The organism is Paenibacillus sp. AD87 (assembly GCF_001659845.1).
GTDB classification, from domain to species: domain Bacteria; phylum Bacillota; class Bacilli; order Paenibacillales; family Paenibacillaceae; genus Paenibacillus; species Paenibacillus marchantiae.
The window spans coordinates 2,085,428-2,102,334 of sequence record NZ_LXQN01000007.1 but is presented as its reverse complement, the minus strand read 5'-3'; the positions used below and the strand labels follow the sequence as shown (position 1 = coordinate 2,102,334).

Here is a 16,907-nt window from a genome sequence, read left to right as displayed (position 1 = left end):
TTTTCCAAACTCCTTCGTAGCAGCTTTAGAATATGCTTACTTTCCAAGAGATGTTCATTTATTTATTTTATAAGCATTCGGGGATCTCTTCCACATATTGCATAGTAAACAAAAAACCATAGAGAAGTAAACTGGATATATCTTAATAAAAATATAAAAAGACCTTGAAAGGCATTTAGCCATTCAAGGTCTCATCCTCGGTTACTGCATAATTAACTTCTTTCCATACTCGAAGCCCAAGTTTTAAAGGAATCTAGTATTTCTTCTAAATTTGTTACTCCCCCTGCACCGTGAAACACTCCATCTCTCACAACACAATAGAACCAATCTTCTTCATTTCTCTCTTCTTCAATTGACTCAAACGGCACATCTTCTAAAATAAGTATCTGTCAAGTCGATTTCGACAGACCAACCGGGATTATCCACAGTATCAATTTTCACACCGTATGAATGCTCCCAATCACCATTACAGTTTTCAAGATACCAGTTCTGAAGCCATTTTAATGTGTTCATCATAGCAGCTTAATCAGTTCTTCTAGCTCATCAACCAATACTTTTGCAAGTTCAAAATTAGTATCTTTTAAAGCCAATTCTATTTTCATTTCAACAGACTTTTTCTTTTGTTCAGTTTCTAGATAGTCTTCATTGAAATGACTCGCATAAATCATCTGTCTAAATTCTAGTATACTCATTTTACTAATCGTCTTGTCCTCAATAATTAAAACATAATCCATACCATTAACAACAGAATAGAAATCATGAGAAATCATGAGAATCGCACCTTTGTAGTCCTCAATAGCTTTCTCCAATGCGATTTGTGTATAGATGTCTAAATGGCTTGTCGGTTCATCAAGAAGCAGTAAGTTGGCTTGACTGGCAGAAACTTTAGCCAATTGAAGCATGTTTTTTTCTCCGCCAGATAACGATTCGATCTTTTGATCCAGGATTTCTCCTTCAAAGCCATAGTTTGAAAGATACGATCTAATCTCATCATAAGTTTTAAACCCGGCATCTATGAATTCATTTAGTATAGTATTCGAATCTTTTAGCATTTCGCCTTGAACCTGAGATAAATAAGCCACGTTAACGTCAGCATTTATTTTAATGGAATCCTGATTATTTTTAAAGATTTCTCGGAGTAAAGTCGTTTTCCCGGTACCGTTTGAACCGATCAGGGCTACTTTATCTGTCGATTTGATCTCGAAGTTCACATTTTCCAAAAGCAACTCGTCAAAGGAAACGCTATAATTATTGACGTTAACCACAACGGTGTCTTCCATTTCCTTATTGATACCAAAACTGATATTCGGCTGCTTGATATCGACAAATGGCTCTTTTATTCGACGTGCTTCCAATCTCTCTTGAAACTTGACTCTGGCTTTTAACGCTCTGCCTCTGGAGGCTTCCGAATTATACGTAGCGATCTCTCTAAGATTGTCGATGATGTGATCGTATCTCTCAATTTCTTCAGCTTCAGCAACTGCGATTTCTTGCAGCTCGATCTTAGTCTGAAGCAACGAGAAGTTATAATCGATATACCGCCCATCAAACTCTTGGATCTCCGTGTTTTCAAGGTGTATAATTTTGTTGAAACAATGATTCAATAGATATCGGTTGTGCGTAACAACTAGCAGCATTCCCTTGTGGGAATTAATAAGTTTTTTAAGCGCATTTAGGTTTTCAAAGTCTAAAAATACATCGGGTTCGTCCATAATCATTAAGTCTGGACGACTGAGCATTTCCTTCATCACTTGAATAAGTTTGAATTCCCCACCACTCACATCGGTTATACTAAGATCTTTGAGCTTCATGAGGTTGGCCAGGTTTAGCTGCTTATTAATGGTGTTTTCGAAATTATCCCCATCCATCGCCTCGAAGGCATCCAAAGCCAATTGAACCTTTTCCATCAGGGAATCCATATCCGATGTGGTTTCCATTTCAGCATAAATGGCTGTGATTTCATCTTGTATCTTGATGAATTCTTCTCCGATATATTCAAAAACGGTCATTTCTTTCGTTTTTTCGACTTGCAAGAACTGACTTACATACCCAATTCTGCAAGTTGGGTCTATCTCTAACTTGCCATCGAACAAATATCTTTCCGGATCCATCAGTATATCTATCAGTGTACTTTTCCCACTGCCACTTGTTCCGATAAAAGCGCAATGTTGTGCCTCTTCAAACGTAAATGAAATGTTATTATATAGTTCCTTTTGTGGAAATGAGAAGGATAAGTTATCAACTTTTATCATAGTGTTACCTTTCTTTACAACTAAAATGGTGACTATTATTAAATGTATTGTCAAACACAGACTTTTAGAGTAACACTGTTTACCCCCAAGTTCAATCTATTTGTAGCCCTTACCCTCACTTAGAAATTCTAGTACTTTCTTTAGGATGGTGACTTGTTGAACGATTCTCAGAATCAACCATTGCTTACGATAATGAAGATCCATTAAAAACAACGTTTACCCATGTTGTTGTCCAATACGGTAATCGGGACAAGTTCTTGTCCCTCGCCACTAATTCCCAAGCAAAAAAAGCCCTCATTTAGGGCTTTTTTTGAGTCACGCTTTTCAACATATACCCCTACATTTTTATAATACAGGGGATGTACCACCATCTATGTTCACAGCAGTTCCTGTTACATAGGAGGCTGCACCCGACACAAGAAAAGCAATCACTTTTGCCGCCTCTTCTGTTTGGCCTATTCTCTTGAGTGGGATACCGTGAATGGGGTTAGAAGCGAATTCCTCCCAACTCTGCTCTGGTGCTGAAGCCTTCCACATCCGCTCAATCTGATCGCTACGAATTAGACCGATGCATACGGCGTTAACACGAATATTGTCCTTGGCGAGGTCTTTGCTCATGGCCTTCGTTAGTGCAAGTCCTGCCGCCCGACTGACTGATGTTGGCAAAGACGATGCAGATGGTGTCTTCCCTACAGTCGCCGTCACATTAAGGATGGAACCGCCACCTCTTTGACGCATATGAGATACTGCTGCCTTAGAACTGTGGACTGCTCCTAACAATTTCAAATCCAGATCTGAATACCAGCTTTCGCTGCTAACCTCTTCAAACGGATTAGCCGCAGCCGTTCCAGCATTGTTAATCAAAATATCCAATCCACCGAAATGCTGTACAGTCTGCTCTACCACACCTCGCACCTCTTCTTCTACTGAAATATCTGCAGAGATGACTAGTGCATCTGTCCCTGTCGTTTGATTAATACGTTTCGCCGCAGCTTGAAGCGCCTCTTCGTTGCGGGCAACGATTGCTACTTTTGCGCCTTCTGCTGCTAGAACAATTGCTGTCTCTAGCCCGATCCCTTTGCTGCCGCCTGTAATTAGTGCTATTTTATCCTTTAACCCTAATTCCATTTGTATTTCCTCCCTTATTGTCTCCACTAATTGAACTAGACTGGTTATTTTCAACTATCGTTCCCGTTAGCGTAATCACTTTCAGTGACAAGGTCATCTTACCGTCTGGTAAACGAGGCCTATGGCTCCAGAATCAAAGGTCTTGTTTTCGATTAGCTTAAGATTGATCTTCTCCTTGAGACCTTGGAATAACGGCAATCCTTTACCGATCAGGACAGGAGAAACCGTAATTTTATACTCATCAATTAAATCAAGCTGCATAAGGTGGTGTGCGAACCTAGGACTGCCGAGGATGACCATATCCTTGCCTGGCTGCTGTTTGAGACTATTGATCTCTTCCTCGACATTTTCTTTCACGAGTCTGGAATTATTCCATTCAACTTTCTCCAGCGTCGTGGAAAAAACGATTTTGGCTGTGTTTTCGATCCACTCGGCATGATTCCGTTCATGCTGCGAAGCTGATGGGTTTGAAGGCACAGATGGCCAGTAACTGTGCATCATCTGATAAGTCCCACGCCCCCAAATGACAGTGTCGGCAGTACTCAGAATTTCTTTCGCGTGTTTCTCCAAATCAGCATCGTAGGAAACCCAGCCAATGTCCATTTCACCGTTCGGCCCTTCTACAAAACCGTCAAGCGATGCGTGCAGAAATAGAACGAGTTTTCTCATTTTCAGTTCTCCTTTTTTCAAGAGGGATATTTACATTTTACATTTACTACATTTTACCATAATTTAAGTTGGGTTGTTTCTTATGGATTGCTAATCTCCAACCTGCCCGTTAACAAAAAAAAGCAGCTGAATTTGGTATTACCCCCTTTTAGTCGACAAGGGATCAAAGACATCTTTAAGATGGACTTATCTTGCCTAACGAAGGGGATAACACCAATATTGCCACTTTCAAAGTTGATCAGTTTCATATCCATCGATATTTATTCCCGACCGTAAAGTAAATTACACCATCATTCTATTAATAACTACAACGCCTTCCGCGAGTGTAGTTCATTTATTGTGCTTGTTGTTCATCTGCATAATACCTTTCATATTCTTTAAACAGCATGTATCGCTGTACACCTTTGCACGCATTCATCGCTTCCTTAGTGTGCTGGATAGCCAGTTCGCGCCGACCCAATTTGCGTTCTATTTCAGCAAGAAGCGCAGATCGCATCCATTGTCTTCTAATCGATTTCAGATGCTCCCTTGCTTGCTCACTCTTCTCTTCATCCAAAAGCAAAAACGTCTCGTAATATGTACGGTAATCTGATCTGCGCATCTGGAGTACCGCTTGCCGAACCGCAGTCATGTCCTTGCGGTAAGCACCGTAAGCTGCCTGATATATCGCTTGCCTCGATTTTTTCGTCGTCTGTTTTCTTAGTTTCTCCATCGTGATATCGACTTCATCATCCAGTCTGTTCGCAGTCACATAATAAATATAAATATAGGCCGTATGATGATTTTTACGTAAAAAAACTTCCACACGGTCCATCCTGGTTTCCCAAGCCATTGGGTAGATAACGTGAATCGTAAACGCAATAACTATGGCGACCAGCACCGTTCCTACGATAAGAAAAACAGATTGTTCATTCCACAACATCACCAGCACACATACAAATACAACGGAATAAAACGAAACATCCCACCTACTCATTCTTATCTATCATTCCCTTCAGCATCTAAATCATGAAGTTTCTATTATATCAGAATTAAAACTATTTATTGTATAAATTTAGGAAACGAAAATTAACCATAATTTTACTTACTCTGGTATTTAATCGCTTCCAAATTGCCTCTTTAGTTGCTTTTCGTCTGAAGTGAAGATTCTAGTTTTCTCGTCAAATACCACCCGAGTGTCTGCTATCCTGCCCGTTACTTAGTGAATAAATGAGGAGAAGACTGATTATTTATAAAATAAAAAAGCCGCTAAAATAGCGACTTTCAATGGGACCATGTTCTTCTTCATTTACAATATCTGTAATTTATCAACCATTAGATTTCATCTAACAAGAATACCCTGCTTGACGTGATAGAGATAAAAAATGTTATTCTTCGATCTTAAACCATGGACTTGAAGCTTGAATGACACCCCAAAGTTTTTCCGGAAGCTCAAGCTCACTAACCTTAGAAGCCACAATAGCAGTTTGAATTTCGGACTCTTGTCCACTTTGAACCTTTTCAACCCAGTCTGGATCTGTAATTAACGCATGTCCGATCACAGCTAGGCTAAGACCTTGCTCTAATCCTTTTGCCACATCATCCGGCGTTACCATTGAACCCGCAGCCAGTAAGGGAACCCGGCTATTTACATGTTCAACGATTAACTCAAGATACGTTTTTTCATTGTGGCTATCGACTGGCTTTGAAGAAAGAGCATCAGCTAGTGAAGCGTGAACGTAATCAACACCAGCTTCAATCATTCGGTCAATCAATACGTAGGAATCTTTCATTCTTAAACCGCCTTCTTGATGTTCGTCAGGAGAGATTCGGTAGCCCAAAATAAATGGTTCTGTAGCATGGTTTTCGATGACGTTTTTCATTTCCTTAATCACGGCTAGTGGGAAACGAAGGCGGTTCTCAAGTGATCCTCCCCATTGATCCTCACGTCTGTTAAAGAAAGGAGAGAAAAAGTTTTGAAGTAAAAATCCGTGCGCCCCATGAATTTCAACTCCATCAAACCCTGCTTCAATGGCTCTTCTTGTTGTTTCTCCAAACGCATGAATCACTTCCAATATTTCATCGTGCGAAAGTTGTCTCGGCAAAACAGAAGGAGCAAATCCAGTTGCTTCCGTCTCTACAGCACTGGAACTAACTACTTCTCCATTTGGTATAAGGTTCGGGAGTGCTTTGTTGCCTGCGTGGAAAATTTGAAGTACCGCAGCAGCTCCCCCGCTTTTTGCTGCATCCGCCAATTTACGTAAACTTGGGATGAATTTATCGTCATAAGCTGCAAATTCATTTGTAAAACCTATTCCATTAGGTTGGACATGCGTACATCCTGTTATAACTAGACCTACGCCTTTCACTCTTCTTCTATAATATTTCACTTCACCATCTGAGATCGTGTAATCGTCATTACTTGCCCAAGTGGTCATAGGCGACATTACAACCCGATTTCTAAGGGTAATTCCATTCCTGAATGTGTAGGATTCAAGCAAGTGCTTATAGTTTTCGTTCATTTTCAAACCTCTTTCTAATTATTTATTTATAAACTTTAGTAATTGTTATCTAACGTTAAAGCATTTATTCTATTCTCAAATGACTCAACCAAGTAATACTCATTGCTCTTGTTTGATAACTGGAAATAAAAAAGGAGATTACCAGTTGATGAGCTCTCACAACATTGGTAGAATGACATCATAAAGTATTCGAGTAACTCGAAGTCAATAGTATGGAGGTGCGAAATTTTGAGTCAGACATTACATGAACCAAAATATACGGTAAAAGATGTATCTGAAATAACTGGACTTACAAAACATACGATCCGTTATTATGATGACCAACAATTAATTCCTTTCGTTTCAAGAGACAGTAGGAACAATCGCTTATTCTCAGACCATGATCTGGATTGGTTGCGAATGGTACACTCCTTTCGTATTTCAGGATTGCGGATTTCAGAAGTTAAATATTACATTGCAATGTGTTTGCAAGGTGATGAGACGATTCCTGAAAGGGCTGAACTTGTTGCAAAGCAAGAGAAAGAACTTGAAACGAAGATCCATGAGTACAACCTTCAATTAATGCACATCAAGGAGAAGAAGGCTTACTACAAAAGTGTCTTGGCTGGTCAATTGAATGATACCTGGAATCCAGTTAACAATAATCCCGAATGCGGAGAAAAATACGATATACCGGAACATATCAAATCAGCATCAAAAGTTCATGTTTGACCTTAAATGGTAGTCTAAGGCTTCGTGTGTACACGAAGTCAATTTTATTTTATTATGATGGGTATTGGACTAACCTGCCCGTTAGGAGACAAGAACTTGTACCAAAAAAAAAGCCGCTAAAATAGCGACTTTCAATAGGACAATGTTCTTGCACTCCCGTTTACTTTAATTTTCTGAGTAACGTTCCTGAAGCTTTTGTTTATGCGACATTAGGATATCTTCAAGCGATATATCTTATTTATTTGCAATTACAATAAGGTTTCCTAAAACATCTCCAAGTTCTTCTGTTAATTCAGATTTTTTTTCTTGAACTGTGCCTGCAACCTCATCCGGACGATCCCTACCAATCTCTAGTGCACGAATTGCGCGGGCTACTTCTCCGGTTTCCTCAGCAAGAAATCCAATACGAACAAAGATATCTAAATCTGACCAGTTGCGATGCTTATAATACTCCTTGACTCATTGTTGAAATTCAATAATATCCATGTTTCCCTCCAACCTAACAAGATTGTTCGATCTCAAAAACTCGAAAATAATAGTATCATATTGAAGTTTAACTATCTAGTTAGTCAACTTCCTTGGTTTCTTTCTGTTGATTTTAATCATTGATCTAACCTGTCCGTTGTGTATGCCCTGGCATTCCATAATACATTTCGAATTGAGGACATGTACTCCGATAACGTGATTCCGGTGATGAACGGAATCAATCTTTGAATACAAAAAAAAAGATAACTATCGGGAAATCGAAGTCATCTTTTTTGTTGTATTCATCAAAATCGGTAGCCTGTTTGTAATTTATAATAGCGAGGTTACGAACTTCACCTCCGGAAAACGGCTATCCGGTCCTTTAATTAAGATTCCGCCTTGATTCTTCAGATACATATCGAAGAAATCCAGCATATAGGCATTGATAACGGAGTTCGCTCTTTCAGGAGCAATCTTTCCTGTAATGCCCAGCATATTGAAAACCGGAGAAATGAACTGTACGTCGGTAAAATTCAAATGCTCTGTATTTTCGATATAGAGGATTTGTCCTCCTTCGTCGACCGTTTCGCGCATCCGTTCAAGCTCCAACTTTTTATCTTCCGTTACTTGATCCATCCACTCTCTTGTTGATCCCATCCGGTTAAGCTCTGCATCTGTGTAGACCCGATTATTTATCACCCTGTTTAATTCTTCGAAATAGCTTTCAGAGTTGATGAACAAAAACGGCTTTCGCAGATCCTCGCTGTCACGCAGTCGATACAACCCTCCATCCAAGTCTATTCCGACTGTGATTCGTGGATCGTAAGAAGCGTCGTAGGCCGTCGCTCCGCCGATGGAATGACCGAACACCCCGACATGACCGAGATCAATCCTCCCTTTTAAAGGACTTGGAATCTGTCCCGAGTGGATGAGCTCGAATTGGTCTAGCACAAACGCCACATCGGCGGTTAACACTTTTCCCAACTTGTCGCGATTTTCTCTTCCCGTTCGGTAATCATCGTCGGGAGAGAATAAGTCGTTGGTTGTGCTGGTCGTGATTAGACCGTCCGGAAACTCGGTTGCAAATGTATTGTAGGTGTGATCAATCACTGCCACGATATATCCGTGACTCGCGAGATTCTCAGCTTGCGACGTATGGAGGAACCTGGACGAGCCAAAGCCCGGATTCGCAAGGACCAGCGGATATGAAGTCTGTGCCGAGGAGACTTCGGCGCCCGAATAAGCATGACTGGACACGTACTTCAAGTGCTGAAGAGTAAACTCAGGAAGGCCATAGTTCGCGGCCATATAACGTAAAATTGGAGTATCGGGAATAAAGGGGGCGTACTTACCGGTGCCAAATTTAACCGGATACCATACCTGAACCATCAACTCTCTCTTACCATCTCTGGCTTTGTCGAAAATCTCTTCCCTATTAGTATCCACGAGATGAAAAGTTTGCGTTCCCACCTTAAATTCGCCTGTCGGTTCAGGTAGATTAAATACTGGAAAAGCATACATGAGACCCGCTGTTACGACCAGCATTATCGCTATAGCGGTATAAGCTGAACCCAACAAGAATCGCGGGATTTTTTGGGGGCCGTTTTTTCTAAAATAGCTATAACCTGAAATGGCTAAAAAAATGATCGTTATGCAATATGAGAAAAATAGCTGAACTCTATATCCTTCCACCGTCCAATGAATGACCAGTAAAAATGTGGCGATCCCGCTTGCAATGAATACTGTACGCCGTCCTTTCTTTAATAGGAATGTTAATGCAAACAAGCCGATGTTTGATAATAAAAGCAACAGTTCAAACAGCCTCATCTCGATTCTCCTTATAAAATTTCTATTTTTGTTTGTTCCAATATTATCCTGGCAGGTTGGCCTGAGCTATCGATTCAACTTACATCTACCTTACAATTTTGTAATTCTACCTTGTAACTGTGCTCATCTTTGGATAGGAACTTAGTTACTTAAATCAAAAAAAGCCGCTATAATTAGCGGCTTTGAATGTAATAATGCTCTTGTCCTGCGACAAGCATACACAGGATAGTCCATGCCTTTTTCTCTTCAATATACTTATACACAATTCGGAAATCATGCAACCAACCGCTCCATCCCATTAAAATGTATGAATTATTGCTACAAAATTGCTTTTTTGAGCCTGAATAGTGGAGGAGAACTATCAAAATCTATCCGAAGTATTGAAGAATTAACTGGTATATTGCTACGGAAAGTCCTAAAATACTCGCTTTCATTTTAGATGGATGATATCTTTTGCTGCGAAACAAGTACAGAAAGATCACTATAAATCCTAAGGGAATCCACAGCTGAAAGACACCTTCTGTTGTATAACGAGAAAAAATTGGAATAATGGAAGTACTGATCAAAAAGTAAAAGAAAACTGTAAAACGTCTTGTTTCTAATTGCTTGCTCCACCTTACTAAAAAGAAAAAAATAATGATTCCGATAATTGTAATGTATAAAGGGGGGAGAAGAATAGAAACGTCCCCAAATTTGAATTCCATTTTGCATTGCCCTCCTCTTTTAAATCATCACCACTTTTTGTTCCGGATTGGGAAGCATGTACATTATATGTTATAATCGAAAGGTTAATTTTACCAAAAGTAAGGAGGGATGTAAAAAAACATTGTAGGGTTTATAGTTTTCGCTTAAGATTTTAGCTGTATTATGGAACTATTCCAAACAGGTGGTTGTTCCATGCAAAGAACCAGTAGATATTTAGAGGTACTTAATAGATCGCGGAGCAGATATCCATGTCACTGATTTAAGAGGTAAATCTCCCATTGATGTGGCGACATGCTATAAACCAGACAAGATCATCCAATTTTCAGAAGAATATCAGCTATTACATCGTGACTAGGAGGACCTCATATCATGAAAAGGATCACCAAACGTACTTTTCTAATCACTACTCTAACAGCGTTCCTTACTATTTCCTTAGCCCCTATCCCCACTCTCGCTTCTGATTACAAGCAACTTCCAAAGCCAGAGTGGACCTATGACCTACCTACCGATACGACAGCCCAAATACATAGTAAGAACTATTATTTCACAGGAAATATCGTCTACCCTATCGTGTCAGAACAGACTAACTCTCAAACTGCATATACATTCTTGTATCAGTCAGATCGCTCTACCGGCAAAACTAAATCCGTACACTCCTTATTAGCGATAGACGACAAAACTGGAAAACAGAAGTGGATTCATAAATCGCCTATGCCCTACAATTCGTTTGAAATAGATCAGAGCGGTGACGTCTACTACTTCGATGAGGTAAATTCCGGTAACAAGAAGGTATACCAGTTGATCTCTCTGGATTCAAATAACAAGCCACGCTGGGTAAAAACATTCAAAGAGCACTTTCAATTCAATGTCCTAGAAGATGGGCGCATAGCCGTGGTTACTTTCACAAAAGACACCAGTGTGATTACTCTTTATACAAAGGAAGGCAAGCCGCTTATCAAAAGGGAGTTTCCTGGCCACGTACGACATATTCAGGGGAACTACGTCGGATTGTTAAATTCTGATGCTCCGAGAAACACGACGACAATTGATATTTACTCCATTCCTACAGGAAAGAAGATTATTTCCGCTGTCCAACCGCAGGATCACGTCAATATTGTGCATGCTGACTTTGAAGTTCTAAGTGGCGGAACTGTGATTGTTCCCATTTACGATGCAAAGATGGAAGTGGAAACCTTGCACGGCTACAAGCCTAACGGGGAACAAAAATGGATCAGACCATTGCCTAAGCCAGCACAGTATGCCGTTTTCGGTACAACGTATGCGCATAATATGTACGATTCTTTTTACGTATCCTTAGGAAATAACTTTCTGATTCAAGAGAAAAATAAGCTTAGTCTGTACAATACTAACAATCAATTGATTGCGACCAAGACGTTTACTGATTTACCTGCACAAGGACTGTTACAACGACTAAATGATCAGAGCATTGTCTTCGGAGCCGTCGACAAAACACAAGCTTGGTATGATTCATCTAAACCGGAGCCTAAGAAAGCCGCCTACTATATTCTGGACTCTAATACACTAAAAATAAAAAACTCTTTTGTAATCGATGACGCACTTTTTCACCAAGCCGATGTTCGTTTTCACGATGCAAATACATTCTATATCCACATGAGTGAAACCATTGCCAAATACGTTCTAGAGTAGCATATGTAGGCTGGAGTAATCCCCCATTATAACGATTTATGCCTAGCCCCTCTCCAGGAGCGAAGTCATACATCGTTTCTTTTTTTATCAAATGAGCAGCCTGCAGAACTGCAGACTGCTCATTAGTTTTATTGAGATGTCGTTTCCTGTTAGCTTACTGAATCAACCTTATTTTTCTCTTGTAGGGCCCACGTAATCTTAGATTCATTTCCCACTAGAGTTATCATCCTATCCTAAATCTTAAATGTTTTTCTTTATCCAAGAACGCAACTTATCAGCATAGAAAGAGCGTTCATCTGGATCGGATGGAGAACCCTTTGACAGATAAAGTTGATCATTCATATATCTAGGGTAAACATGGAGATGATAATGCCACACGTCTTGATTGCCAGCAGGCTCATTATGTTGGCGCGTAGAAATCCCATCACATCCATATGTACTTTTCATTGCAAATGCTGTAAGCTGAGCCGCGCGGTGAATTTCAACAGCGTAATCCGCAGGGAGGTCAAAGATGTTCTCGAAATGTTGATTCGGAACAACAAGAACATGTCCTTTATTGTTTGGCCACCATTTGCTCGCTATAAATGCCGTTACCATTTCATTCTGATAGATGATATCCCTTTGTTTTGTTCCCTGATTAGGTCGCTCGATACCCCAAACACAACAGAATGGACATTCGTATCCCTTGGGCTCATGTGAAAATGATGCTGTCATCTTCCTCATTCAACTCCTTTCATATTTTTCCAACCAGCTATTAGACGCAGGCAACTTCTGTTCGTTGCGTTATCCTCAACATTGGTAATCAAACTGAGCTCGCTTTTATTCCCGGTATGCGTGGCTCTCTTCCCATGATACTCAGTTGAATTTAAAAGAAACGCAAGTAGTTCAGCTATCGCCAGAAATATGATTAAGCTGCAAGGTGGCACGTTAACATTAAATCATGCGAACAACATTATTGTTGTGACTGTGCCACTTGATCACCACTCCTGAATATATCCACCTTATCAAGTCTTGCTAGTAAGTTGGCAAGGCTTTTTTGTCTTGAACGTACCGTAGTTGTATCGCTTTGCTTATGTAATCTTTAGATTTTCTTCAGAATTATGCTTATTAATTCCTTAGTTTTTTTCATTATGATTTCTATATCGACAAGAGAGGAGGCAAAACAATGATCAGTAATACGATCTTAGAGCTACTACATCAGTATGGATATCTGATTTTTTATTTTGCCTTCTCATTAGGGCCATTTGGCATTCCAATTCCGAATGAGATCACGATTATCAGTGGTGCTATTTTGAGTCACACGGGTGTTATCAGCTCATGTATCACATACTTCTGCATTTTAACAGGACTATTAACTGCCATTACCTTTGCTTATTTTGCAGGGAAGTTATTTGGGCCCAAGATAAAACACAAATTTCAACATAATAAACACTTCGTTAAGGCTGAACTGATTCTGAATAAGAGTGGCAATTGGGCGATGTGCATCGGTTTATTCATTCCAATCGTGCGATATGTTCTCCCTCTGGTCATTGGACTGAGCGGCGTTCAGTATCGGAAATTTGCTCTCATTTCATATTCCAGTGCTTTGCTTTGGACCATAACGTATTTTACAGCGGGAATCTACTTCGGCGCTCCCATTCTATCAATACTTCATTTATTAAAATTTTGATCGATTTTGATAACATACCATCACGTATACGGAGGAACCACAAACAATGAATTCCAATGAACCTATTTTATTTCTGAAAAGCTTTCTTCAAAGCCCAAAACATGTTGGCAGCATCATACCCAGTTCCCGGTTTCTCGCTAACAAAATGGTGAACCAAGCGCCTTGGCTAGAGGTAAAAGCAGTCGCCGAACTCGGATCGGGCACAGGTGCCATCACTCGTTATATTCATCAACAGGCACAAGATTCGACTCAAGTGTTATTGTTTGAGATGAACGAGACGATGAGGAATAATCTGAAGACTGAATACCCTTCATTCCCCTGTTATCCAGATGCCTCTCGATTATTGGAATCCATGAAGCAAGAGGGCGTTGAGCAACTGGACTGTGTATTTAGCGGGTTGCCTTTCTTCAACTTTGAGTCTGAATTAAGGAATTCGTTGGTAGACCAGATCCATAAGGCGCTCAAACACGAGGGGTTATTTATCGCCTTTCAATATTCACTTCAAATGAAAAAAACACTATCCGAAAAGTTTATCATCGAAAAGATAGAATTAGCGCCCTTGAATGTCCCTCCTGCCTTCGTTTATGTCTGTCGCAAAAAGGAAACAATTTAAACAACTCAGGCTATGGTTTACACTGATATTATCCTCTCTATAAGGATTTAAAATTTTATTTAAAACAGTCTAAAAGGAGTGTTGGATTGTGAGTACCGTTCTCATTGTTGATGATGAACCCGACATCCGTGATGTCATTCATGTCTATTTACGTAACGAAGGATATCAGGTCATTGAAGCAACCAATGGTGAAGAAGCACTAAATATTATCAAAACTACATCGGTCCAGCTCGTTATACTGGATGTCATGATGCCCATTATGGACGGAATCAAAGCCTGCTTCAAAATAAGAGAAGTATCAACCTCTCCCATTATTATGCTATCCGCCAAAGAAGAGGACATAGATAAAATTACAGGCCTGACTACCGGGGCTGACGATTACATGGTCAAACCGTTTAATCCGTTAGAATTACTAGCTCGCGTTAAGGCTCAGCTACGACGCCAAACACTGATTGGCAAAGCAGAATTCAATTCACTTATCCTGATCAAGGACCTTGTCATTGATACAAGTAAACATTCCGTGAAGTTAAAGGAGAATGACATTCCACTAACTCCACTGGAGTTTTCCATTCTGGTGCTGCTTGCCAGCCATCCTGGACAAGTATTCAGCTCCGAGAAGATCTACGAAACCGTATGGAAAGAACCTTACGGGTATTCGGATAATACGGTTATGGTCCATATTCGCAATCTGCGAGAGAAACTGGAAGTGAATCCACGAGAACCTCAGTATATCAAAACGGTATGGGGAGTGGGTTATAAACTTGATTAGACGATCTAACCCTTCTCATCGAACTCGAAAGAAGAAAATACAGATTAACATTTTGATCCGAATTATTTTGAGTACCATTGCTGCAGCTGTCTTTAATAATATGCTCATTTACCTATCTATAGATGTTTTTAAAGCTTGGGAGCAGGCTTGGTTTCGCAATTCGCTTCCGTATGTCATTACTCCAATTTTTATATTAACTTTTATCTTAACCTTCCTATTTTTAACACGTCGAATGGTTAAAGATATTATTCACTTGGAGCAAGGATTGCAATTCATTTCAGAAGGAAATCTGGACTACCGGGTGCCCGTTAATCGACAAGATGAACTTGGGCGAGTCGCTTCCAACATTAATCACATGACTGAACAGTTGCAGCTGCAGATGGTTAAGGAGCGCGAGCTAGAGAAATCCAAGATGGACATGATCACGGGTATCTCACATGACCTGCGCACACCGCTTACCAGCATCATCGGCTATATTGAGCTTCTAAGAACAGAATCATTTCAAGACAAAGCAGAGTATGACCGCTTCATCCAGAACACCCATAACAAAGCAACGCATTTAAAGAAGCTGCTCGATGACTTATTTGAATACACACGTCTAACCTCAGTAGACACCCAATTGGATTTGAAAAAGGTTGACCTATATCAGCTATTGGACCAGTTGCTGTTTGAATTTGAACCTTTAGCTCAGGAGAATGGAATTCATATTGAGAAAGAGATTGGCGATTCCCCAATCATGGCCTGCGTGGATAGTGATAAGATTGCTCGGGCCATCGATAATCTTCTTATGAACGCCCTGAAGTATTCCTTGAAACCTGGTGCGATTCATATTCGAATGAGTATGCGTCATGAGTACATTATCATTAAAGTCGAAAATAAAGGTGAGCCGCTCACAATAGAGCAAAAAAGTAAGCTGTTTGATCGATTTTATAAGGTTGATTATTCAAGAAGCAGCGAAGGTATTCAAACGGGGTCTGGTTTGGGTCTTTCGATTGCAAGAAATATTGCGGAGTTACATCAGGGTACCTTAACGCTTCAACATTCACATAACGTATTTACGTTCCAGTTAAGCTTGCCTTCCAACATCCAGTGAAACATTATTGAATTCAACAATGGAGGATACCGCATTGAAAACATCCGAACCGTTTCTTTTCCTGCAAGGATTCTTAAAGAACCCCAAACGAGTAGGAAGTGTCCTGCCCAGTTCCAAATTTCTAGCCCATAAAATCGTCCAGTCTGTACAATGGGATGAAGTTAAAACGATTGCAGAGCTGGGGCCAGGAACAGGTGTCATCACACGTCTTATGAGAGCAGAATTACCGAAATCTGCAAATGTGTTTTTATTTGAGAGAGACCCTAAAATGAGGAGTAATCTGAAGAACACATATCCTGAATTCATGTTCCATTCGAATGCATCCTATCTTTTGAAAAGGATCAATCAAGAACATGTGCATCAGTTGGATAGTATCATTTGCGGACTACCATTTTTTAATTTTTCCAGAGAAATGAAACAAAACATCCTTTCACAGATGCATACAGCGCTTCGACCTGGAGGGATGTTAGTGTTGTACCAGTACTCACTTCATATGAAGAAACGATTGGCTGATTTATTCGATATTGAGAGAATTAAATTTGTGCCCCTCAGCTTCCCTCCTGTTTTTGTCTATACTTGTCGCAAAAAGAAAGATGAAGGACACAGTGAAACGAGGGAATCAGTATACTAACCATAACCATACGAAGTGATGTGAAAAAAAATGAGAAGTCTCTCTCTTCAAGCTCGAAGACGATTCTGCGTTTCCGCCCGGCTCAAGCTCGTTTTTGGCAAAAGCTTTTAATTCCTTCTCCGGACGGGTCCAGTTTCATCTTGATGAGAGTGCCGTAGGTTCCCCGCTTGTTGGGACGAAAACGTACTACTAAATAGCAATCTCAT

16 protein-coding genes and 2 pseudogenes are annotated in these 16,907 nt (G+C 40.1%); 7 read left to right on the top strand and 11 right to left on the bottom strand.

The window, feature by feature from the left end; all coding sequences use genetic code 11:
- Positions 1-212 precede the first annotated feature (212 nt).
- The 7 genes from gpAD87_RS32795 to gpAD87_RS09400 form a co-directional block, all read right to left on the bottom strand.
- Positions 213-368, bottom strand: a complete 156-nt coding sequence (locus tag gpAD87_RS32795) for an Imm53 family immunity protein (RefSeq protein ID WP_269453500.1) — start codon at positions 366-368, stop codon at positions 213-215.
- Positions 358-513 (bottom strand): Imm53 family immunity protein, encoded by a 156-nt coding sequence (locus gpAD87_RS32790; protein ID WP_269453521.1) that lies wholly within the window; start codon positions 511-513, stop codon positions 358-360. The genes gpAD87_RS32795 and gpAD87_RS32790 overlap by 11 nt, the downstream gene beginning before the upstream one ends.
- Entirely contained in the window at positions 513-2,252 is a 1,740-nt protein-coding gene (locus tag gpAD87_RS09420) for an ABC-F family ATP-binding cassette domain-containing protein (protein ID WP_064637766.1), read from the bottom strand. Before gpAD87_RS09420 ends, gpAD87_RS32790 begins: the two co-directional genes overlap by 1 nt.
- 345 nt (positions 2,253-2,597) lie before the next feature.
- The gene (locus tag gpAD87_RS09415) at positions 2,598-3,380 is read right to left on the bottom strand and encodes an SDR family NAD(P)-dependent oxidoreductase (protein ID WP_064637764.1); all 783 of its coding nucleotides are present in this window, start codon (positions 3,378-3,380) and stop codon (positions 2,598-2,600) included.
- Positions 3,381-3,473: 93 nt separating this feature from the next.
- A complete protein-coding gene (locus gpAD87_RS09410) occupies positions 3,474-4,049 on the bottom strand; it encodes a dihydrofolate reductase family protein (protein WP_064637762.1) in 576 nt (191 codons plus the stop codon).
- A gap of 334 nt (positions 4,050-4,383) precedes the next feature.
- Positions 4,384-5,025, bottom strand: a complete 642-nt coding sequence (locus gpAD87_RS09405) for a hypothetical protein (protein ID WP_064637760.1) — start codon at positions 5,023-5,025, stop codon at positions 4,384-4,386.
- A gap of 391 nt (positions 5,026-5,416) precedes the next feature.
- Positions 5,417-6,550, bottom strand: a complete 1,134-nt coding sequence (locus gpAD87_RS09400; RefSeq protein WP_064637758.1) for an NADH-dependent flavin oxidoreductase — start codon at positions 6,548-6,550, stop codon at positions 5,417-5,419.
- Positions 6,551-6,778: 228 nt separating this feature from the next.
- Here gpAD87_RS09400 and gpAD87_RS09395 point away from each other — a divergent pair, with 228 nt between their 5' ends.
- Positions 6,779-7,261 (top strand): MerR family transcriptional regulator, encoded by a 483-nt coding sequence (locus gpAD87_RS09395; RefSeq protein WP_064637756.1) that lies wholly within the window; start codon positions 6,779-6,781, stop codon positions 7,259-7,261.
- Positions 7,262-7,426: 165 nt separating this feature from the next.
- On the opposite strand, the pseudogene gpAD87_RS31410 reads toward gpAD87_RS09395, so the two are convergent.
- Positions 7,427-7,747: pseudogene (locus tag gpAD87_RS31410) on the bottom strand (MazG nucleotide pyrophosphohydrolase domain-containing protein).
- A gap of 309 nt (positions 7,748-8,056) precedes the next feature.
- The gene (locus gpAD87_RS09390) at positions 8,057-9,553 is read right to left on the bottom strand and encodes an alpha/beta hydrolase family protein (RefSeq protein WP_064637755.1); all 1,497 of its coding nucleotides are present in this window, start codon (positions 9,551-9,553) and stop codon (positions 8,057-8,059) included.
- Between the two features lie 1,074 nt (positions 9,554-10,627).
- Between gpAD87_RS09390 and gpAD87_RS09380 the strand changes: the two genes are divergently transcribed.
- The gene (locus gpAD87_RS09380) at positions 10,628-11,926 is read left to right on the top strand and encodes a hypothetical protein (RefSeq protein ID WP_064637751.1); all 1,299 of its coding nucleotides are present in this window, start codon (positions 10,628-10,630) and stop codon (positions 11,924-11,926) included.
- 240 nt (positions 11,927-12,166) lie between these two features.
- On the opposite strand, the gene gpAD87_RS09375 is transcribed toward gpAD87_RS09380, so the two are convergent.
- Entirely contained in the window at positions 12,167-12,640 is a 474-nt protein-coding gene (locus gpAD87_RS09375) for an HIT family protein (protein WP_064637749.1), read from the bottom strand.
- A gap of 451 nt (positions 12,641-13,091) precedes the next feature.
- On the opposite strand from gpAD87_RS09375, the gene gpAD87_RS09370 reads away from it, so the two are divergent.
- The 5 genes from gpAD87_RS09370 to gpAD87_RS09350 all read left to right on the top strand — a co-directional run bounded on the left by gpAD87_RS09370 (position 13,092) and on the right by gpAD87_RS09350 (position 16,701).
- Entirely contained in the window at positions 13,092-13,595 is a 504-nt protein-coding gene (locus tag gpAD87_RS09370; RefSeq protein ID WP_064637748.1) for a DedA family protein, read from the top strand.
- Between the two features lie 46 nt (positions 13,596-13,641).
- Positions 13,642-14,208, top strand: a complete 567-nt coding sequence (locus tag gpAD87_RS09365) for a class I SAM-dependent methyltransferase (protein WP_064637746.1) — start codon at positions 13,642-13,644, stop codon at positions 14,206-14,208.
- A gap of 88 nt (positions 14,209-14,296) precedes the next feature.
- Positions 14,297-14,977: a response regulator transcription factor gene (locus gpAD87_RS09360; protein ID WP_082935054.1), complete on the top strand. Its 681-nt coding sequence runs from the start codon at positions 14,297-14,299 to the stop codon at positions 14,975-14,977.
- Positions 14,978-15,038: 61 nt separating this feature from the next.
- Positions 15,039-16,070, top strand: coding sequence for a sensor histidine kinase (locus gpAD87_RS09355; protein WP_231952746.1), 1,032 nt, complete (start codon positions 15,039-15,041; stop codon positions 16,068-16,070).
- Between the two features lie 34 nt (positions 16,071-16,104).
- Positions 16,105-16,701: a class I SAM-dependent methyltransferase gene (locus tag gpAD87_RS09350; RefSeq protein ID WP_231952489.1), complete on the top strand. Its 597-nt coding sequence runs from the start codon at positions 16,105-16,107 to the stop codon at positions 16,699-16,701.
- Here gpAD87_RS09350 and gpAD87_RS32960 read toward each other — a convergent pair.
- Positions 16,690-16,779, bottom strand: a pseudogene (locus tag gpAD87_RS32960) (hypothetical protein); the annotation flags it as partial. The gene gpAD87_RS09350 and the pseudogene gpAD87_RS32960 overlap by 12 nt on opposite strands.
- Positions 16,780-16,907 lie beyond the last annotated feature (128 nt).